The organism is uncultured Altererythrobacter sp., from assembly GCF_913057185.1.
Lineage (GTDB): Bacteria > Pseudomonadota > Alphaproteobacteria > Sphingomonadales > Sphingomonadaceae > Erythrobacter > Erythrobacter rubellus.
The window spans coordinates 319,722-338,700 of record NZ_CAJXNK010000002.1; the positions used below are offsets into that span (position 1 = coordinate 319,722).

General features: G+C 56.7%; 15 protein-coding genes, 1 tRNA gene and 1 pseudogene. 4 read left to right on the top strand and 13 right to left on the bottom strand.

Translation table 11 applies throughout. The features are described from left to right. Nucleotides 1-18: 18 nt before the first annotated feature. The 4 genes and pseudogenes from QZ487_RS09430 to cpdR form a co-directional block, all read right to left on the bottom strand. A pseudogene (locus QZ487_RS09430) lies at nucleotides 19-1,660 on the bottom strand (nitrilase-related carbon-nitrogen hydrolase). Nucleotides 1,661-1,754: 94 nt separating this feature from the next. Then, nucleotides 1,755-2,975, bottom strand: a complete 1,221-nt coding sequence (locus QZ487_RS09435; protein ID WP_296024589.1) for an NADP-dependent isocitrate dehydrogenase — start codon at nucleotides 2,973-2,975, stop codon at nucleotides 1,755-1,757. Between the two features lie 126 nt (nucleotides 2,976-3,101). Further along, nucleotides 3,102-3,176: transfer RNA gene (locus QZ487_RS09440), tRNA-Val, on the bottom strand. 79 nt (nucleotides 3,177-3,255) lie between these two features. Next, nucleotides 3,256-3,645 (bottom strand): cell cycle two-component system response regulator CpdR, encoded by a 390-nt coding sequence (gene cpdR / locus QZ487_RS09445; protein ID WP_296024591.1) that lies wholly within the window; start codon nucleotides 3,643-3,645, stop codon nucleotides 3,256-3,258. A gap of 180 nt (nucleotides 3,646-3,825) precedes the next feature. Here cpdR and QZ487_RS09450 point away from each other — a divergent pair, with 180 nt between their 5' ends. Then, a complete protein-coding gene (locus QZ487_RS09450; RefSeq protein WP_296024593.1) occupies nucleotides 3,826-4,773 on the top strand; it encodes an N-formylglutamate amidohydrolase in 948 nt (315 codons plus the stop codon). Nucleotides 4,774-4,977: 204 nt separating this feature from the next. Here the strand turns inward: QZ487_RS09450 and QZ487_RS09455 are convergent, their stop codons facing one another. Next, nucleotides 4,978-5,754 (bottom strand): SapC family protein, encoded by a 777-nt coding sequence (locus QZ487_RS09455; protein WP_285975460.1) that lies wholly within the window; start codon nucleotides 5,752-5,754, stop codon nucleotides 4,978-4,980. Nucleotides 5,755-5,861: 107 nt separating this feature from the next. Next, nucleotides 5,862-7,295, bottom strand: coding sequence for an FAD-binding oxidoreductase (locus QZ487_RS09460; RefSeq protein ID WP_296024595.1), 1,434 nt, complete (start codon nucleotides 7,293-7,295; stop codon nucleotides 5,862-5,864). Between the two features lie 156 nt (nucleotides 7,296-7,451). Between QZ487_RS09460 and QZ487_RS09465 the strand changes: the two genes are divergently transcribed. Both QZ487_RS09465 and QZ487_RS09470 read left to right on the top strand, forming a co-directional pair. Next, on the top strand, nucleotides 7,452-8,027 hold the full coding sequence (locus QZ487_RS09465; RefSeq protein WP_296024596.1) for a hypothetical protein: 576 nt from the start codon (nucleotides 7,452-7,454) through the stop codon (nucleotides 8,025-8,027). A 160-nt stretch (nucleotides 8,028-8,187) separates the two neighbouring features. Beyond that, on the top strand, nucleotides 8,188-9,564 hold the full coding sequence (locus QZ487_RS09470; RefSeq protein WP_296024598.1) for a DEAD/DEAH box helicase: 1,377 nt from the start codon (nucleotides 8,188-8,190) through the stop codon (nucleotides 9,562-9,564). A 139-nt stretch (nucleotides 9,565-9,703) separates the two neighbouring features. On the opposite strand, the gene QZ487_RS09475 is transcribed toward QZ487_RS09470, so the two are convergent. The 6 genes from QZ487_RS09475 to QZ487_RS09500 form a co-directional block, all read right to left on the bottom strand. Next, nucleotides 9,704-9,982: an isoprenylcysteine carboxylmethyltransferase family protein gene (locus QZ487_RS09475; protein WP_367114464.1), complete on the bottom strand. Its 279-nt coding sequence runs from the start codon at nucleotides 9,980-9,982 to the stop codon at nucleotides 9,704-9,706. A gap of 216 nt (nucleotides 9,983-10,198) precedes the next feature. After that, nucleotides 10,199-10,987 carry an SDR family NAD(P)-dependent oxidoreductase gene (locus QZ487_RS09480; protein WP_285975456.1) on the bottom strand — a complete coding sequence of 263 codons (789 nt, stop codon included), beginning with the start codon at nucleotides 10,985-10,987 and terminating at the stop codon, nucleotides 10,199-10,201. Between the two features lie 101 nt (nucleotides 10,988-11,088). Next, nucleotides 11,089-13,398 (bottom strand): ATP-dependent helicase, encoded by a 2,310-nt coding sequence (locus tag QZ487_RS09485; RefSeq protein ID WP_296024601.1) that lies wholly within the window; start codon nucleotides 13,396-13,398, stop codon nucleotides 11,089-11,091. A 45-nt stretch (nucleotides 13,399-13,443) separates the two neighbouring features. Further along, a complete protein-coding gene (gene rsmD / locus QZ487_RS09490; RefSeq protein WP_296024603.1) occupies nucleotides 13,444-13,989 on the bottom strand; it encodes a 16S rRNA (guanine(966)-N(2))-methyltransferase RsmD in 546 nt (181 codons plus the stop codon). Continuing rightward, on the bottom strand, nucleotides 13,986-14,765 hold the full coding sequence (locus QZ487_RS09495; RefSeq protein WP_285975453.1) for a pseudouridine synthase: 780 nt from the start codon (nucleotides 14,763-14,765) through the stop codon (nucleotides 13,986-13,988). Before QZ487_RS09495 ends, rsmD begins: the two co-directional genes overlap by 4 nt. A 19-nt stretch (nucleotides 14,766-14,784) precedes the next feature. Next, entirely contained in the window at nucleotides 14,785-15,945 is a 1,161-nt protein-coding gene (locus tag QZ487_RS09500) for an aromatic ring-hydroxylating dioxygenase subunit alpha (RefSeq protein WP_296024605.1), read from the bottom strand. Nucleotides 15,946-16,017: 72 nt separating this feature from the next. On the opposite strand from QZ487_RS09500, the gene QZ487_RS09505 reads away from it, so the two are divergent. After that, a complete protein-coding gene (locus QZ487_RS09505) occupies nucleotides 16,018-17,739 on the top strand; it encodes an MFS transporter (protein WP_296024607.1) in 1,722 nt (573 codons plus the stop codon). On the opposite strand, the gene QZ487_RS09510 is transcribed toward QZ487_RS09505, so the two are convergent. Next, nucleotides 17,740-18,978, bottom strand: a complete 1,239-nt coding sequence (locus QZ487_RS09510; RefSeq protein ID WP_296024609.1) for a folylpolyglutamate synthase/dihydrofolate synthase family protein — start codon at nucleotides 18,976-18,978, stop codon at nucleotides 17,740-17,742. Nucleotide 18,979 lies beyond the last annotated feature (1 nt).

Consider the following 18,979-nt stretch of genomic DNA (forward strand, 5'->3'; position numbering starts at 1 on the left):
TCACTGACAGAATACGGCTTAACCGCCGCCGGGAGCATATCTGCCACCGGGAGCGGTCGCTCGTCCTTCACCGGCCTCGCCTATTGGAGTGCTGACCTGTCCAACCCGCTTGTCCCATTCGATGCGGTAAAGGTCGAAACGGCGGTCGGCGAGGTTCTGGACTGTCCCTTCAGCGCGGGCCCAGCTGAGGTCCGCCAGATTGACGTCGCTGATGGTCAGTGTCTCTACATTCTCGCTCGCTTCAGCGGCAATTTCGTCTCGTGCAAAGGGAAATCGCACGGTGTCAGGATGCAGCTTTGGGCGTACTGAATGTCCATATTGGCGACATTGGGCAGATTGCCGACATTGCCGCTCATCACGACGTAACACTGGTTCTCAATTGCCCGTGCCTAAGCGCAGTATCGCACGCGCATATAGCCTTGGCGGCTATCGGTGCAGAAGGGCACAAAGATGATCCGCGCACCTTCATCGACCAGCCTGCGGGCCAATTCCGGGAACTCGCTATCGTAGCAGATCAGCACGCCGATCGGCCCGCAATCGGTCTGAATGGCATCGATGCTGTCGCCGCCCTTGATGTTCCACCAGTAATCCTCATTCGGGGTGGGATGGATCTTCTCTTGAGTATGGATCGATCCATCGCGTAGGCAGACATGGGCAACGTTGTGAATGTCCCCATCATCCATTCGGGTCGGGTGTGAACCACCGATGATATTGATGTTGAAGTTGAGCGCCATTTCGCTCAGCGCCTTGCGAATTCGAGGCGTGTAGCGGCTAAGCGCTTCGATCGATTCCTGCGGATTCAGCTCTTGCTCTTCCGCGCTAAGCAGCATCAGCGTGAACAGTTCCGGAAAGACAATGAAATCAGCTTCATAGTCGGCCGCAACGTCGACGAAGTATTCGATCTGCTTCATGAACTCGTCAAAGTCTGCAACCGCGCGCGCTTGTAGCTGGCACGTCGCGATCCGTATGCTCTCCACGTCGCGCGGGATGCGGTGTTTCTTGGGTGTGTTTCCGTCGACATAGGGGTTGCGCCAGACCATCCTGACAGCGTTCGACTTCGACTGCTTGTCTTCCGGTAGATAGTTATGAAGTACCCCGTCTGGCTCAAACCCGTTTGCGAGTTGGAAGCGCAGGACCGGATCGTGCACTTTGCCTTCGAGCACGAGATCGAGATACTCCTCCGGCGTTTCCGCACGGTTGTTCTTGCGGCGCGTCGCTTTGGCAAAGCCGGGCATCCGCCCGCCGAACACAATGCCGGTCAGATCTAGTCGTTCTGCGAGAGCGCGACGTTCTTCGTAGAGTGGCCGTCCGATACGCGTACCACGTGTTTTCGCATCAACGCACATTTCATAGCCGTACAGCCATTCGCCCTTGGGATTGTGGCGACTGCCAAATCCATTGCCCGTCACTTCATCCCAGCTATGGTTCGCAAGTGCGATCCGTTTGCTCAGCCGCATGGTCGCACAATAGCCCACCAGCTTGCCGTCGAGTTTTGCGATAAAACAGCCTTCGGGATAGTTGTTCAACGTCCGCGGATCTCGCCATGCGTATAGGCAGGCATGTCGTCGTACACGCGCCGCACCAGATCCGCTATCGCGCGGACATCGCACAACTTGGCTTGGCGAACTTCGAGACGAGCCTTGGCGCGAGATTGAGTCATGGCGTTTACTTGATCTCCGGAATCAAAAAGGGCGACCGGCCCGAAAGACCGTTCGCCCTTTTGGTACGTTGTGCAAGGGAGCTGGTTCCGACAATCAGCTCCAGCTTTGCATCTCTGTTTCTAGATTGGTCACAATCGCCTCAAAGAACTGTTCTGTCGTGAGCCAGTTCTGCTCTGGGCCGATCAGCAATGCCAAATCCTTTGTCATTTGGCCGTTTTCGACTGTTTCGATGCAGACGCGCTCAAGCGTTTCAGCAAACCGGACAACATCAGGGGTGTTGTCGAAGCGGCCGCGATAGATCAGGCCACGTGTCCAGGCGAAAATCGATGCGATCGGGTTAGTGCTAGTCGCCTTGCCCTGCTGATGTTGGCGATAATGGCGCGTAACAGTACCGTGCGCGGCTTCAGCTTCCACTGTCTTGCCATCAGGGGTCATCAAGACCGAAGTCATCAGGCCAAGCGAGCCAAAGCCCTGCGCGACGACATCCGACTGAACGTCACCGTCATAGTTCTTGCAGGCCCAAACGAACTTGCCGCTCCATTTCATGGCCGCAGCAACCATGTCATCAATCAGGCGGTGCTCGTAGTGAATGCCGGCTTCGTTGAAGCGGTCGGCGAATTCTTCGTCGAACACCTCCTGGAACAGGTCCTTGAAGCGGCCGTCATATTTCTTGAGAATGGTGTTCTTGGTCGAAAGATAGACCGGCCAGCCGCGATCGAGGCCATAGTTCATGCATGCGCGCGCGAAGTCACGGATGCTATCGTCCAAATTGTACATCGCCATTGCGACGCCTGGAGATTCAAACTCGAACACATCAAGATCAATGTTCTGTCCGTCTGCGCCTTCGAATACGAGGCGAAGCTTGCCTGCACCCGGGATCAGCGTGTCGGTTGCGCGATATTGGTCACCAAAAGCGTGGCGACCAACAACGATTGGATCGGTCCAGCCAGGCACAAGACGCGGTACGTTGTCGATCACGATGGGCTCACGGAAAACTACACCGCCCAGAATGTTGCGGATCGTGCCGTTTGGCGAACGCCACATTTTCTTCAGGCTGAATTCTTGCACGCGCGCTTCGTCAGGTGTGATCGTGGCGCATTTCACGCCAACGCCATGTTCCTTGATCGCATTTGCCGCATCGATGGTGATCTGGTCATCGGTTTCATCACGCTTCTCGATCGAGAGATCGTAATACTTCAGGTCAACATCGAGGTAGGGGAGGATCAATCGCTCGCGGATCCACTGCCAGATGATTTTTGTCATTTCGTCGCCGTCGAGTTCGACAACCGGGTTCTTGACCTGAATTTTCTGCATGATGTTCCTGTGTGCTGCAATTTGTCCGGAATAGGTTTTGCCGCGCTTTAGCAGAGGAGCGCGCGCGCGCAAGTGAGACAGATGCTAACAAAAAACCCGCCGGGTGAGGGCGGATTTGTGTTTCGATGGTGGGCGTAGAGAGAGTTGAACTCCCGACCCCTGCAATGTCAATACAGTGCTCTACCACTGAGCTATACGCCCACGCTATCGAACATGTCCGCTTAAGGACAGGGCGCGCCATTAACCTGCACCTGCCATAGACGCAAGCGATTCGCGCGGACTAAAGGCTGACTTCTTGCGCTTCGCCGAATGTTTGCTCCACTTCAAGCACGAGATCGCGCAAATGGAATGGCTTCGACAGCACCTTGGCGTGAGGCTGTTCGCGGCTCGCTCGCAGTGAAACGGCAGCAAAACCCGTAATAAACATAACTTTGGTTCGAGGGGTGATCTCTGCGCAGCGTTGCGCGAGCTCGATCCCGTCCATCTCCGGCATTACGATGTCCGAAAGCAGCAGGTCGAAATGCTCGTTTTCTAAATGAGGTATTGCGGACGTCCCGCGGTCGACAGAGACCACTTCATATCCCGCATTTTCGAGCGCGCGCGCAAGGTATGTGCGCATGGCATCTTCGTCCTCAGCCAAGAGGATTCGCAGTTTAGACCCGTTGTTCATGGCGTTTTCATAGCGCCAAGGGCTTAAGAAATCTTACTGAACATAAGCGGTGACCTGCTTTGGGACAGACGAGAAGAGAATAATTTGGCTGCGGGACAGACGAGAAGAGGATAATTTGGATGCGATTTGACAAGCCAAACTGCTTTGACACCCTGCGCGAGAGCAGGCAGCAGACTTGATATGACAACAAGCAAGCGCGAATCGGTAGGCGGGCGGATGGAGCGCGGTGGCGCAATTCCTAGTCTGGATTACCCCTCATTTACGCTCAAGGCACCTGCTACCTCGCCAGTACCCGTTGTGATCGCGGTTCCACATGGCGGGCGCGACTATCCAGAGCACGTGCTGCGCGCGATGCGGGATCCCGAATTCTCCAGCTTGCGTTTGGAAGACCGGTTGATTGACGAGATCGGAGTAGAGGTCGCAAAGCTGACTGGCGCTGTATTGCTTGAAGCGCACGCGCCGCGCGCGATGCTCGACCTCAATAGATCGCGCGATGATGTCGATTGGGGCATGATCAAGGGAGCAAAGCCGCATCCCATCCGGCATTCGCAGGCCAACCGGCGTGCCCGCAGCGGACTGGGGCTAGTCCCCCGGCGCTTGCCCGGATTTGGCGAGATTTGGCGGCAATCGCTCACCCGCGAAGAACTCGACGCGCGAATTGAAGGCATCCATCAACCATATCACGCCGCATTGGGCCGCGAATTGGCAAGGGTGCGCGACCAATGGGGGCAAGCATTGTTATTGGATCTGCATTCCATGCCGCCACTCAAGCCATCAAATGGAGAGAGCCAGATGCCCAAGTTTGTTCTGGGCGATCGATTTGGCACAAGTTGCGATGCAAGCCTGGTTAACCATGCCTATCGCTTTCTTGAAGAGAAGGGGCAGGTCGTTTCGCATAACCGACCCTATGCCGGCGGTTATGTCCTGGATACTCATGGTGCGGTGCAAAATGGCATTCATGCCATCCAGATTGAAGTTTGCCGGTCGACCTATCTCGATGCCCGCCAAGAACAACTTTCACCCAAGGCACGAACGCTCGTCAAAATGCTTGCTGGTTTGGTTCAAGATCTCGGCGCGATGACCGCCAGAATGATGGGCAGAGGTGATTTGCGAAATGCGGCTGAATGACAAGATTGGTCATTAAGCCTTGGAAATCAAAATAAAAACCACCCCGTGCAATCTGCACGAGGTGGCCAAGGTTCAGGGAGGATCGCGCTGTTGTAAAAGCAGCGCGATGTCCAGGCGGGCAATGAGGGGAGCCGCGCCTGAACGGTCCAGATTTGGGATTTAGCGGAGCTTTTTCAAGCCCCGCGGACCACAATTTTACCTCGTTCAGGTGCTCGCTTCAGGTTGTGGAACCTTGCCCAGCCGTGATTGGCGAGAGAAGATAACACGCATCAGGTTGAGCGAGAACAGATGTGCGTGCAGCAACATCAGCATGCCATTACCAGCAAGGCTCTCTAGCACTTCGCCCTTAAGCTCGCGAAGCTTGTTTTCATCGACCATCTGGAAACCGCGATAAACAAACGGTTTGTCCGGGTTTTCCTGCATCGTGATAGCGATCTCGCCATCCATCAGAAGGCCATGCTTCTTGATCTCTTCCATGAAGCCCTTGGTGCGAGCACCCGACTCTTCGAACTTCTGGCAAAAGTCGAGAACGCCCTTGGTGTAATCGGTCGGTTCGTTCTTGTCGTCAAACAACGCATTGCCGTCGCTGTGATCGCCAACTACGCCCGCGCTCGGGTCAAAGCATAGCGACAGTTCTTCGCTATTGGGCTGTAACTTTGCGAGCATGAATGGATAGCGACGCACATAGGCGGGGATGTATACGTCGTCAGTAATCTTACCTTCATCGTCGACAAACGTGTTCACGCCCTCGTTAAGGCCCATCAATGCCAGTGGGACAGGGTTGTCGCCTGCGCTAAACACGATCGGATAATGACGCTGTGTGTCGATGAACTCGTCAACCGTTACAGGAATCGCGTGATGCTTCCCTAAAAAGCTCACATCCGGAAACTGTTTGCTGTGCCAGCTGGAGTGATCACGGCTGTTAAGTGGCATCAAGTCATTGAAAAAGATAGGCAGATTGGGCTTCGGCGCGCTGGCCATGAAACGTCTCCGAGAAATAGTGCAAAATTCAAAAAAGGCCTCGCTGGATCGCCAGCGGGCCGCGCGATGCGCGCTTTAGGCCTTCAGGCTCTCATAAGCAAGCCGCTCTAACCTGAGCCCGGGACAAGTTTACCAGGGTTGAGCAGCCCGTCCGGATCGAGCGCGGCTTTAACGCTACGCATCATGTTGAGTGCTACCGGGTCACCCAGCCGCTCCAGCTCGTCACGTTTGACCTGACCGATACCATGTTCTGCGCTGATTGAACCGCCCCATTCAGTGACCATTTCGTAGATCACACGGCTTACCAACTTGCCTTGGGTGTTTTCCCATTCTCCCGGCACTGCCCCGTCTGGAGCAAGCACGTGGAAATGCACATTGCCATCCCCCAAATGCCCGAATGCCAAACCTTTCGTGCCAGGGAACTGCGCTTCAACATGCGGGATGGCAGCTTCCACGAAATCTGGCATGCGCTCGACGGGGACGGAAATATCGTGTTGCATCGCCGGGCCCAACGCGCGCTCTGCCGGAGCTATGGAGTCTCGCAGCAACCAAAAGTTGTCAGCCTGTGTTTCATTGGCTGCAATGACTGCATCGAGCAGCAGATCCTTCTCCATCGCTCCAGCAAAGGCGGCCTCAGTCGCCTCGCGCAGCAGGGCGCTTTGCGCCGGCGCGGCGACAAGCTCAATCAAAGCGTTCCACGGATAGCGCTCAGCCAATGGTGCACGGGCATCGGGAAGATGCGCAAGTACGCTTTCAAGGCAATGGTCCGGCACAACCTCAAAGCCTTCGAGTTCTTCCGGCATGCATGCCTCGAAATGTAGGAGGAGTTCGCGCGCCATGTGGATGCTCTCCACACCTACCCAAGCGACCACACGTTCGCCAATTTGCGGAAGCAGGCGCAGGTTTGCCGCCGTTACGATGCCCAGCGTGCCCTCTGATCCGATCAAGAGTTGCTTTAGGTCAAAGCCGCGATTGTCTTTCTTCAGAGCAGTAAGGCTCTCAAAAATATCGCCATTTGCAAGAACGGCTTCAAGTCCCAAAACCTGCGCACGCATCGTTCCGTGGCGTAGCACCTGTGTTCCGCCAGCATTGGTCGCGATAAGCCCGCCAACTGTGGCTGAGCCCTTGCCGCCCAGAGTCAGTGGGAGGCGCAGCCCTTCTTCTTCGACTTTTTCGTGCAGATTCTGAAGGATGACACCGGCATCGCAGACGATCTGGCGCGCGTCGACATCGAATGACCGCACCGCATCCATCCGCCGTGAGGATAGCAGCACAGAATGACCGCTCTCGTCAGGCGTGGCACCACCAACCATGCCGCTATTGCCGCCCTGGGGGACAATCGGGATATGGTGTTTGCGGCAAAGTTTGACGAATTCAGCAACTTCTTGCGTTGAGGCGGGTGATGCCAGCCCGATGGTCCGGCCATGAAATCGGCCACGCCAATCGGTCAGCCAGGGCTCCACCAGATCGGGATCGCATGAAAATCCGCGCGGTCCCAGAAGGTCTGTGGCCTGTCGTACAAAAGTCTGGACGTCGCTCATGCCTGCTCATTGCCACAGGCAAACAAGTGTTTCCAGACTTTGCAGATAACCCCAAACGCATTAAGCCGCTATTCAACCCATTGTGGTATCGCGTGGCACAGTAGCCAAACAGGGGTCAGAGATCGGGTGAAATTTAGCCCAAAAGATTGAACCACCATGCCCAGCATGCTCGCCTATCTTGCGCCGCTAGCGCTGATCTTGCCGTTCGGCGTGTCCGACGGTTCGATTGTTGGCGAAATCGATAAGAGCGCAAGGCTCGATCCGCGCGAAGTTGAGGTATTGTCAGGGCCGTCAAGCAAACTGGAAGCTACCGCAAACAGTTTCACTGGCTTGCCGCCAAATGTCGCCTATCAAGTCCGTATCGACCGCCGCGTGACTGTGCGTATCTCTCCTCGCAGAGTTAGCCCTAGGCAGAATCTTGCCGCTGATCTGGAGGAGCTCCCGCAGCCCATTCGATATGAAGAGGGCGACAACACAGAGTGTGTTTCGATCAACAGCATTGCGGGTGTTCAGACCGGCAGTGGTGATCGGTTAGTGCTCTACCTGCGCGATCAGCGCATGCTCAGCGCACGGCTGGAAAAGAGTTGCCGCGCGCGCGATTTCTATTCGGGATTTTACGTGGAACGGGGCGAACACGGAAACATTTGCGTTAATCGTGACAAGCTCCAATCGCGCGCAGGCGCAAAATGCGCGCTAAGCAGAATGCGCGAGCTGACACCCATCTACAATTGATCATGCGACTTGTGCTGGTTCAGCAGAGGCGTTGCTGCATCGTGATTTCTTGACTTTTGTCAGTTTTTGAGCAAGTGCGCGGCTCGCATTGCGAACACCTTTCGCAACTGCACAATCCACGGAGCGCTTAACGCTTCCAGATCCGGACATTCAAAAACGTATGACTTTCGCCGATCTCGGCCTTTCACCTGAATTGCTCAAGGCGGTTGATTCCGCTGGCTATACCACTCCGACCGATATTCAGGCGGAAGCGATCCCTGCGATTCTGATGATGAAGGATTTGATCGGGATCGCGCAGACTGGAACGGGCAAGACCGCGAGTTTCGTGCTCCCAATGATTGATGTCATGGCGGCTGGCCGGCGGCGCGCGCTGATGCCGCGCTCTCTAATTCTTGAGCCAACACGAGAGTTGGCCGCTCAAGTTGCCGAGAATTTTGAGAAATACGGCAAGAACCATGACCTGAAAATGGCACTGCTTATTGGCGGTGTTCAAATGGGCGATCAGTTGAAAGCGCTTGATGAAGGCGTCGACGTTTTGATCGCTACACCAGGTCGGCTGATGGATTTGTTCGAGCGCGGCAAGATACTGCTCAACGGCTGCGAACTGCTCGTGATCGATGAAGCTGACCGGATGCTGGACATGGGCTTCATTCCGGACATTGAGTTTATCTGTTCGAAATTGCCCGAAACGCGTCAAACGATGCTGTTTTCGGCCACCATGCCTTCGCCGATCGAGAAGCTGGCGAAGAAATTCCTCAACAATCCAAAACGGATCGAAGTGAGCCGTGCGGCAAGCACGAACAAAGATATCACCGCTTTCAAGATCCCGGTTCAGACAAAACAGAAGCGCGAGACCTTGCGCTGGCTACTGCGTCACGATCTGGTCGAAACCGCGATGATTTTCGCGAACAAGAAAACGACGGTGCGCGAACTCAACAAGAGCTTGCAGCGCCATGGATTTGCCAGCAGCGAGATCCACGGGGACATGGACCAGGGCTCGCGTTTGAAAGAGCTGGATCGGTTCAAGAGCGGTGATGTGAACATCCTGGTCGCCTCTGATGTTGCGGCGCGCGGACTTGATATCAAAGGCGTCAGCCACGTATTCAACTTTGATACGCCATGGCATCCCGATGACTATGTCCACCGCATTGGCCGCACTGGTCGCGCGGGTGCAAAGGGGCGCGCATTCACGTTTATTTCGAAAGAAGATGCAGAAGCGATTGCCAATGTCGAGAAGCTGACCGGCAGTGAAATCGCGTTGTTCAGCAAGAAGGACGTGCGCGTCGAGCTGAAGCAGCCGAATCCGGAGGCGGAAAAGCCGCGCGAAGAGAAGAAGGCACGCAGCAACAGTCGCCGGAAAGTGGACGACGTCGAGCAGGATGCTCCCAAGAAGCCGCGACGTGAGAAAAAGCCCAAGTCGGAAGAACAGCCTGAAAAGAAACCACGTTCGCATCGCTATGACGAAGATGACGAGCCGATTCCAGCTGGCGAGTGGAACGGTCCGAAGCCCGGTTTTCTTGATGTCGGGGTCGGCTAGAAATTCGGGAATGAACAAACCCAGTCTGCAACCTCAGGATCATCCTTTCGAGGTGGCAAACCGGGCCTAGCAAACGCTTCGGTTCCTAAGCTATGCCAGGGAAAAGGTGATAACCTACTTTTTCACGATAGGTGCGATACTATTCATCGGCTTCGAGAAATTTTTCTTCTTCTTTGGCGCGCAACCAGAATTCGATCCACGCCACTGTGTATACTGCCACGTTGTGCAGTGAGAAGAAGAACAAGAGGAAACCCAGCTGATTCAGGATGTATCCCAGGTACATCGGATGGCGCACAAACCTGTATACGCCATACTGTTTTACTACGCGATTTGCAGGCACAATGCCAAAGCTACGTCCAAGGAATATCTTCGCCAGAAATGTGATCGCCGTGCCTGTCAGCTTCTCGACATTGGCAATCGCTTCTGCGAAAACACCCGTTAGGCAAGCTGCTCAGCGTCGTGTTTGACGGGCCGTTCGCGATTTTGCTTGGGCTATCGATGGGAATTGTCGTTCTGGCTGGCGTAATGAGCAGTTGGCGGTTTTTTCACTCATGCCGATGTGTCATGGACGCTTGGCATCGTTGGCGAGTTCATGATTTCGCCTGCAGCACACCGGCTTCACAAGAGCGATGCGCTAGCGACCGCCGGTCACGTACAGGCATTGTCCGGCCACCCAGCTTGCCGCGGGTGATGCCATATAGACGACGGCCGCTGCTATATCCTCCGGTCGGCCATAGCGCTGCATCGGAACGCCGATCATCTTGAGTAGCTCTTCGCGTTTTTCCTCCGTGTCTGTGCCCATGCAGTCGTCAAAATTCTCTGTCGGTACCGGCCCCGGCGCGATGGCATTGACGCGGATCCGTGGGGCAACTTCTACGGACATGGTGCTGGTCAGGCTGTTGACCGCCGCCTTTGCAGCGCCATAGGGCCCATTTTTGACCTGCGGGCCAAAGGCAGAGCGGGACGAGATGTTGATGATTGCACCGCCGCTCTCCGCCATTTTTCCGGCCGCAACGGTCGAACCCATCCAGACAGCTTTCAGGTTCAGGGCGATCTGAGCATCGAAATTCTCTTCCGACGTACGGGTGAGATAACGCGGCGTGCCATCGGGTATACCGCCCGCATTGTTGACCCAGATCGTCAGTTTACCCAGTTTGGCGACTGTCTCGTCCGCAAGTCGCTCAAGCGCAGACCGGTCGGTTGCGTCAGTGGCAATGGGTAATGCCTGCCGGCCGAGCGCACGGATCTCTTCGGCTACAGCGTCAAGATCGGACTGCGTCCTCGATGCCAACGCCACATCGGCCCCTGCCTCGGCAAGGCCAATTGCGATCGCTCGGCCAATGCCCTTGCCTGAACCGGTGACGACTGCCACCTCTCCATCAAGGCGAAAATTGTCCAGAATGCTGATAGCGGCCTCCCTCAAACGTCTGCGTCAGTTCGTTTAGGAACGATAGGTCGAAGCTGCAGCTTCGATACTGTCGCTTCAGCTAGTCACGATGGTGCAGCATGCCGGGCGCGGCGTTTTTAATCCGCAAGGCTAACAAAGCTGTCGATCACGCGTTTCGTGCCCGAATGCTCGAAGTTGATCTCGAGCTTGTTGCCTTCTTGATACACAACAATGCCATAGCCGAATTTGTCATGGAAGACGCGCTGTCCAATCGCGATATCGCTGCGCGGCTTGGCCGCAAAACTGGCGGCAGAGCGCTTGTTTTCGCGTACGCGGGCTTGCTTGGTCTCGTAGCCGGTAGAGATAGCGCGCTGCCATCCAGGGCCACGCTGAGAGGAACGCTGTGGCCGATCTTGCGCCACATGTGCAAACGGGTCTTCGCTTTCAGACCAGTTCGCTTGCCAAAGTGATGCGCCGCCTGTCAGCGTGGTTTCCTGATCGATATGTTCTTCAGGCAATTCTTCGATGAAGCGGCTGGGAATGCTGCTGGTCCACTGGCCGTAGATACGCCGGTTTGCTGCATGCAGGATTATGCAGCGGCGCCGGGCGCGCGTGATCCCGACATAGGCCAAGCGTCGTTCCTCCTCCAGGCTGGCCAATCCGCCTTCATCGAGCGAGCGTTGCGAGGGGAACACGCCTTCTTCCCACCCGGGCAGGAAAACGTGATCGAACTCCAGACCCTTTGCGCCATGCATGGTTATGATGGTGACCTTCTCACCATCGTCGGCCGCGTCATTGTCCATCACCAGGCTGACATGCTCTAGAAAATCGCCAAGCGTTTCGTATTCTTCCATCGCCCGCGCGAGCTCTGACAGGTTCTCTAATCGTCCAGCGGCTTCGGCGGTGCGTTCCGCATTGAGCATTTCGGTATAGCCACTCTCGTCCAACACCATGCGCAACAGGTCCGCCGGGGTGACTGCTTCAGACTGTTCGCGCCAATGTAGGAATTGGCCCAATAGCGCGGCAATAGTGCCAGCGGCACGCTTAGGCAGCTCGTCGCTATCGGCCATCTGCAGTGACGCGGCAGCTAGCGGCAGACCGGTTTTGCGCGAATGCTGGTGCATCTTTTCCAGTGTCTTTGCGCCAAGCCCGCGCTTGGGCTGGTTATAAATTCTCTCGAAAGCGAGATCGTCTTGCGGTTGAGCGATAACCCGCAGGTAAGCCAGCGCATCGCGGATTTCCGCGCGTTCGTAGAAACGGAAGCCGCCAATGATTCGGTAGTTGATCCCGATCTGGATGAAGCGATCTTCGAATTCACGCGTCTGGTATTGCGCGCGCACAAGGATTGCGACTTTGTCTAGCGGCGCGCCTTCACGTTCCAAGCGCTCAATCTCTTCGCCCACCCGGCGTGCTTCTTCGGGAGCGTCCCAAACGCCGATGACGCGCACTTTGTCACCGCCGTTGGTCTCGGTCCAAAGCGTCTTGTCGTGGCGTTCTGAATTGGTTTGGATCAGGCCGGAGGCTGCACCCAGAATGTGCGGTGTTGAGCGATAGTTCTGCTCCAGCTTCACAACCTTGGCGCCGGGGAAGTCTTTCTCGAATTTCAGGATATTGGCGACTTCGGCTCCGCGCCATGAGTAAATCGACTGGTCATCGTCTCCGACGACACAGATGTTCTTGTGCGCTTGTGCCAGCAGGCGCAGCCACAGATACTGCACCGCATTCGTGTCCTGATACTCGTCAACCAGTATGTATTTGAAGCGTTGCTGATAATCTTCTAACACTTCGCGGTATTGCCTGAAGATGTTCAGCATATGAAGCATCAGATCACCGAAGTCGCAGGCGTTGAGAGCCTTCATCCGGTCTTGATAAAGCTGGTAGAATTGTTGCCCGCGCCCATTGGCGTAGCTTTCATTCTCTACCGCATCCAGATCGCCTGGATTAAGCCCGCGGTTCTTCCAGCGGTCGATTAAGCCCGCAAGCTGACGCGCCGGCCAGCGCTTCTCATCCAGATCATTCTGCTGGATCAGCTGTTTCAGAAGGCGCAGCTGATCGTCTGTATCGATGATGGTGTAATTGCTTTGCAGCCCGACTAGCTCGGCATGGCGGCGCAGCATTTTTGCGCAAATTGAGTGGAACGTGCCGAGCCACGGCATCCCCTCAACGGTCTGCCCCAAATGCCCTGCCACGCGTTCGCGCATTTCGCGCGCCGCCTTATTGGTGAAGGTGACGCACAGGATCTGGCTTGGCCATGCACGGCGGGTTGCAACGAGATGCACCAATCGAGACGTAAGTGCAGCGGTTTTACCCGTGCCTGCGCCCGCCAGCATCAAGACCGGGCCCTCTGTCGTCAGCACTGCTTCGCGCTGCGGCGGGTTCAGCTGCGCGGCGTACGCCGGAACATTTTCGCGGCCTTGCGTAGCGGGAAGGGGGGCTGGATCGGTCATCGTTTGATGTGAACAGGTAGAGAACGTTTGCCTTGTCGGCAAGCCTCACTCCGCCTTGGTCAACAGCGTCAATCGCGCTTTACCTACCTTGCGGTCGGCCATTGGCTCGAGCCCCGCGACTTCGACTGCTTCCTTGTCTGAAGTCTCGACAGCGATCCAGGTCGCATCACCGATCCAGCCCAGCCGCAGCATCCGGTCTAAGGCAACAGATGCTGCGCCAGTGCGATAGGGCGGATCAAGCAGAATCAGATCGAGCGGTTCGCGCGCGGGAGGCAGCGACATGACCGAGGCATGCTGGACATCACTGCGGCCGCGCGCGTCAAGTGCCAGAACATTTGCCTTGATCGCGTCCACGGCCGGCTTTTCTTGTTCTACAAACAGGCAATGCGCTGCACCTCTTGAAAGTGCTTCGAGTCCAAGCGCGCCGGAACCTGCGAACAGATCGGCCACACGCAACCCATCGAAATCACCGATCCGGCTAACAAGCATGTTGAACAGCGTTTCGCGTGTGCGGTCAGCTGTTGGCCGTGTCGCATCGCCGCGCGGTGCGATCAGTTTCCGCCCGCGCCATTCGCCTGCGATGATTCTCATAATTTGAAACCGCGCTTCAATCGACTGCGGAACTTGCCCAATTCGTGTTTGCGAATCTCGCGTGCTCTACCGCGTGGCAAATCTTCCAGTTCAAACGGACCATAGGCGGTGCGGATCAACCTGCTGACCTGGAGCCCCAGATGTTCCAGAACTTTGCGCACCTCCCGGTTCTTGCCTTCGGTGATGCTGACTTCAATCCATTGGTTGCGACCCGTGCTGCGCTCAAGATTAGCGTCGATTGGGCCATAATTCACACCATCAATTGAAATGCCGTCGATCAGTTCTTCGAGTTGTTCCTGAGTCACATCGCCAAAGGTGCGCGCGCGGTAAATACGTGGGATTCCACTAGAAGGAAGCTCCATCTCGCGTTTGAGTTCACCGTCATTGGTGAGCAGCAATAGGCCCTCAGTATTGAGGTCCAGCCGCCCGATCGGCATCAATCGCGGGGTCCTCTTGGGCAAGGCATTGACCAGCGCGCTGTAGATTGTGGGCCGACCCATGGGGTCGCGTTCAGCGGTAATCAGCCCGGTTGGCTTGTGGAAGGCGAACAGCCGTGTGGGCTCTGGCGCAGCGACAGGCTTGCCATCAACCGTCACACCTTTGAGATCTGTCAGAAAGGTTGCCGGCGTATCGACTGGTTTGCCATCAATGGCGACCCGCCCGTCAGCGATCATCCGTTCGATCTCGCGACGGCTGGCAATTCCCGCACGCGCAAGCAGCTTGGCAATGCGGTCACCATCTGGGCGGTCTGCGGAGGGGGGAGGAGCCTTTGGCATATCCCAGCCGGTTACGCGCTCAATTGATTCCGCGCAACGCTTCTTGAACCACTTCGTGGAAGCGGTGAATGCCGCCTTCGAGCGTGCCGAGAGTCAAATTTGGAATTGCTCCTGTCGACAAGCCCTGCTGACCAAGCTCCGCCGCGCGAAAATCCTCTGAAGCGAAGACGCCTCCGTCCAACAGCGCCCAGCTGCGTTCCCAGTGATCGCGTGCCTTGTCCGTGGCAGGAGCCTCCGGGATCAACATGAAGTCCTCAACCAGAGTCAGATCGTGCGCTTGAGGCATCAGCACCATTACATTTAGATAATCCGGGCTGGGGATGATGATGGTAGCTGGCAACAATTGATAGGCGTATGTGACGACCCTGCGCAGCGCGGCCATATCGTTCAGGTCAACGCCTTCCATGTCTTCGAGCCTGCCCACGGCGCTGCGCTGGTGCGGGCCTATCTGATCACCGCTGGTCACGCCATCCTTGAAGAAGGGGCCGATGGTTTGCGAATGCAGCCGGGTGACATGGTAGCTTTCAAGGAACGCATCCATGATGAGCTTCCAATTGCCTTTGACTGTGTGCGTCTTGCGGCGGAACAACACGTGCTCCGCCATTCCAAACGCGTCAAAATCTTCGCCAAGGATGCGTGCATGCATAAAGTCAGCGTTATCTTGCGGAGCGAACCAGATTAGTCCGCCAGCCTCGCAGCTTGGCAATTCGATCAAGCCGTAGTGTTCCTTGTCCATCCCGGGAAAGGTTTCCGGACGGGGCAGGGCAAGCAATTTACCGTCCAACCGGTAGGTCCAGGCATGGTAAGGGCAGACCAGCCGCTTGGCGCATTGCACGTCGTCACCTTCGACCAGCCGCGTACCGCGATGGCGGCAAACGTTCAGGAACACATGCGCCGTGCCATCTGCATCGCGCGTGATCAGCAGCGGGCGCCCGGTTGCGTCATGCGGCAAGGCCATTCCCGCATGAGGCAAGACCGCGCTGGGGCAGAGGATTTGTGGCAATCGATCAAACAATGCCGCTTTCTCTCGCGTCCAGTGCGCCGGATCGGTGTAAACGCTCGCGGGAACTTGCGTGATGCCGTTTCCGCTGCGCTCCTCTCCACGTGCAACAGCCCGCGCCAGTGCCAATTGTCCCTCTGTCGGGCGCAAAGGTGGTGATTTCGTTGCAGCCTCGTTCATCCGGACGTTCCTATTCCTCTCAACCATGGGTAGTGTCGCACAAGTTTGACGTTTCTGGAAGGACGCTAGGGAATGGCTGTTGCCACTGCCGACAAGAAGAAATCTGCATGGAAGGCGCTGGTATTAGCGCTGACCAACCGGAAAACCGGCTTTATGCTGATTTTCGGCTTTGCCAGTGGCCTGCCGTTCGCACTGTTCCTCGGCACGCTGTTCGCATGGCTAACAGAGGCCGAGGTCGAGCTGGAGACGATGGGCATTTTCTCGCTTATCGGGCTTGCATACGCTTTCCAATTCCTGTGGTCCCCATTGATCGACAAGGTCGATCTTCCGCTGCTGCGCAAGCTTGGCAAGCGCAAGCAATGGATTGTGCCGATGCAAGTGGCGTTGGGCACGATTCTCGTCACGCTCAGCCTGCTAGACCCCAAGTCGCAACTTGGCTTGTTTTCGCTATTGGCCGGGATCGGGGCGTTTGCCAGTGCGACGCAGGATATTGCAATAAATGCCTGGCGTATCGACGTAGCCGACGATGTTGCAACGATCGATATCCTCTCGACCATTTACCAGATGGGATATCGGTTCAGCTCGCTGGTTGGTGGCGCGTTGGGACTGATTATCGCGGCACGGATCGGATGGCCGGAAACCTATATGCTGATGGGAGCAATCTTGCTGACGGCAGGATTTCTGGGGCTGTTTGCGCCCAATGGCGATGGAGATGCCGCAAACACTATGGCCGCGAGTGATGAACTGGTGCGCGAATTGCGCAAGGCGGGCGAGCTTGATCCGAAAATCCGCGCCCGCGCATTAGCGATTGTCGGCGTGCTCTGGGCCGGTGCGATTGGCGTCGTGTTGAGCTTCATGATCATGTCGATGACCTATGCGCCAGCGGACAGGCCAAACCCCACCCAATTCACGCTCAACTTCGGTCCCTGGATTATTGTTGCCACGATCATACTGCCAGCTCTGATCGCTGGCTGGCTCGCAAGCCAAAAAAAGCAGGGCAACTATTTGTTAGAGCAAGACGCTCCGCCATCAAGCGGCGCGGGCTTTGCGATGGACCACCTCTATCGCGCTCTTGTGCTGCCGCTGGTTGAGTTTGTTGGGCGGATGGGATGGAGCCTGGTCCTTATACTGGCGGTCGTGCTGACCTACCGGATTTGCGACGCGATCTGGGGCACGTTTGCCTATCCGTTTTATTTGGGAGAGCTGAATTACACCAACGACGAAGTGGCGTTTGCCTCCAAGTTCTTCGGCGTGGGCGCGATTATCGGCGGCCTTGCATTGGGTGGTTTCTTGCTCACTGTGATCGGCCGCATGGCTACGCTATTCATCGGCGGATTGCTCGCGGCACTGACGAACCTGCTTTATGCCGATCTGGCGATTGGCGGGCACAATATGCAAGCGCTGAGCGATCTTGTCGGCTTCACATGGCTGATCATGCAGGTGCCCGGAATTGGCAGCGCTGCGCTCGCTAAACTCACCTTCACGATTTTCTTCGAGAATCTGGCGATTGGCATTGCGGGGGCGGCCTATATCGCCTGGCTCAGCTCGATCGTGTCGAAGAAGTTCAGCGCGGTGCAATATGCCCTGCTATCATCACTCACTCTGCTGGTGGGCACGCTGGGGCGTGGAGCGCTGGGTGAGATGATAGAGGATCAGGGCTATTTCGACGTGTTCGTACTGACGACTTTCATCGGGCTTGCTGCTGTCGTGCTGGTGTGCCTTGAATGGTGGCGCGAACGGCGCGCGGGGCGCAATTCAGGTGTCATCGCGCTAGAAGCGCTTGCGGCGGAGTAGTCAGTCCGGAATCTCGTCATTGAGGCGCAGCACCTCGCCCGCGAGATAGAGCGAACCAGCGATAAGGACCGGCAATCCGTCATCGCGCAATCTGTCAATCGCCTTGCTAACATCAGAGGCAGATGCAGCCGTCGCGCCAAACGCCTCTGGCGGATGGCAAGGGAAGCCAGGCACGGGAACAACCGTGATCGTCTCCAGTGAAGCTGCGAGCGGAGCGACCAGCGAAGCAGGATCTTTGCCTTCGATCATGCCAATCACCAGATGCACTTTATGTCCGGCAAAATACGCGCCCAGCATGGCCCCCGCCGAAGCGTTGTGCCCACCGTCTAGCCAAACCTCGCGCCCTTGCGTCAACGGACCATCGGCCAGTCGATGAAGCCGCGCAGGCCAGCTCGCAGTGCGAAGCCCGACCGCAACTGCATTGTCTGAAACGTCGATCTTTGATTGGGAACGCAGCATTGCTATCGCCAAGCCGGCATTCAGACCCTGATGTTCGCCGGGAAGAGCCAGTTCGCGTCCATCCACGCGCGATGCGACGAACACAGGCGCTCCAGCTGGGTTTGCGACTGCTTCGATTGCCTGCTTCTCTTGCTCCGGCTGAGCAATCGTCACCAGCGGCACGCCCTGTTTCGCGATCCCCGCTTTCTCGAATGCAATCCGAGCCATTGGTTCTTGCGGTACGCCTTCCTCTGGCGCGAGGAGGAACTTCTCGTGATCGATCCCCAGCGCAGCAATTCCGCAAGCTGCCAGCGCACCCGGCTCAAGCACATTGGTTGCATCCAACCGCCCACCAAGGCCGACTTCCACCACACACGCATCGGCTGGAACGCGCGCGAATTCCACAAACGCCGCCGCAATGCTGATCTCGAAGAAGCTGCAATCGAGCCCCTCGGCGGCGTCAAACACCTGCTCCAGCAGTTCCGCCAACCGTGCGTCTTCGATCAGTTTGCCCGCCACCCGGAACCGCTCGTTATAGCGCACCAGATGCGGGCTGGTGGTGACGTGGACTTTGTACCTCTCCGCCTCCAGCATCGCGCGCAGGAAGGCGCAGGTTGATCCCTTTCCATTGGTCCCCGCGACGTGAAACACAGGCGGCAATCGCTTGTGCGGATCGCCAAGTTGCCGCATCAATTCTTGGATCGCATCGAGCCCCAGCGTGTCACGCTGAATGCTTAAGCTGCCAAGTCGGTCGAGCTGGGCCTGAACGCGCGGATCGTCCGAGCGCCCCATATCGCGCATA

Coding starts and splice junctions, on each gene's coding strand:
- QZ487_RS09435 (WP_296024589.1), bottom strand. CDS start 2,975: ATGCAGAAAATTCAGGTCAAGAACCCGGTTGTCGAACTCGACGGCGAC.
- cpdR (WP_296024591.1), bottom strand. CDS start 3,645: ATGAACAACGGGTCTAAACTGCGAATCCTCTTGGCTGAGGACGAAGAT.
- QZ487_RS09450 (WP_296024593.1), top strand. CDS start 3,826: ATGACAACAAGCAAGCGCGAATCGGTAGGCGGGCGGATGGAGCGCGGT.
- QZ487_RS09455 (WP_285975460.1), bottom strand. CDS start 5,754: ATGGCCAGCGCGCCGAAGCCCAATCTGCCTATCTTTTTCAATGACTTG.
- QZ487_RS09460 (WP_296024595.1), bottom strand. CDS start 7,295: ATGAGCGACGTCCAGACTTTTGTACGACAGGCCACAGACCTTCTGGGA.
- QZ487_RS09465 (WP_296024596.1), top strand. CDS start 7,452: ATGCCCAGCATGCTCGCCTATCTTGCGCCGCTAGCGCTGATCTTGCCG.
- QZ487_RS09470 (WP_296024598.1), top strand. CDS start 8,188: ATGACTTTCGCCGATCTCGGCCTTTCACCTGAATTGCTCAAGGCGGTT.
- QZ487_RS09485 (WP_296024601.1), bottom strand. CDS start 13,398: ATGACCGATCCAGCCCCCCTTCCCGCTACGCAAGGCCGCGAAAATGTT.
- rsmD (WP_296024603.1), bottom strand. CDS start 13,989: ATGAGAATCATCGCAGGCGAATGGCGCGGGCGGAAACTGATCGCACCG.
- QZ487_RS09495 (WP_285975453.1), bottom strand. CDS start 14,765: ATGCCAAAGGCTCCTCCCCCCTCCGCAGACCGCCCAGATGGTGACCGC.
- QZ487_RS09500 (WP_296024605.1), bottom strand. CDS start 15,945: ATGAACGAGGCTGCAACGAAATCACCACCTTTGCGCCCGACAGAGGGA.
- QZ487_RS09505 (WP_296024607.1), top strand. CDS start 16,018: ATGGCTGTTGCCACTGCCGACAAGAAGAAATCTGCATGGAAGGCGCTG.
- QZ487_RS09510 (WP_296024609.1), bottom strand. CDS start 18,978: ATGCGCGATATGGGGCGCTCGGACGATCCGCGCGTTCAGGCCCAGCTC.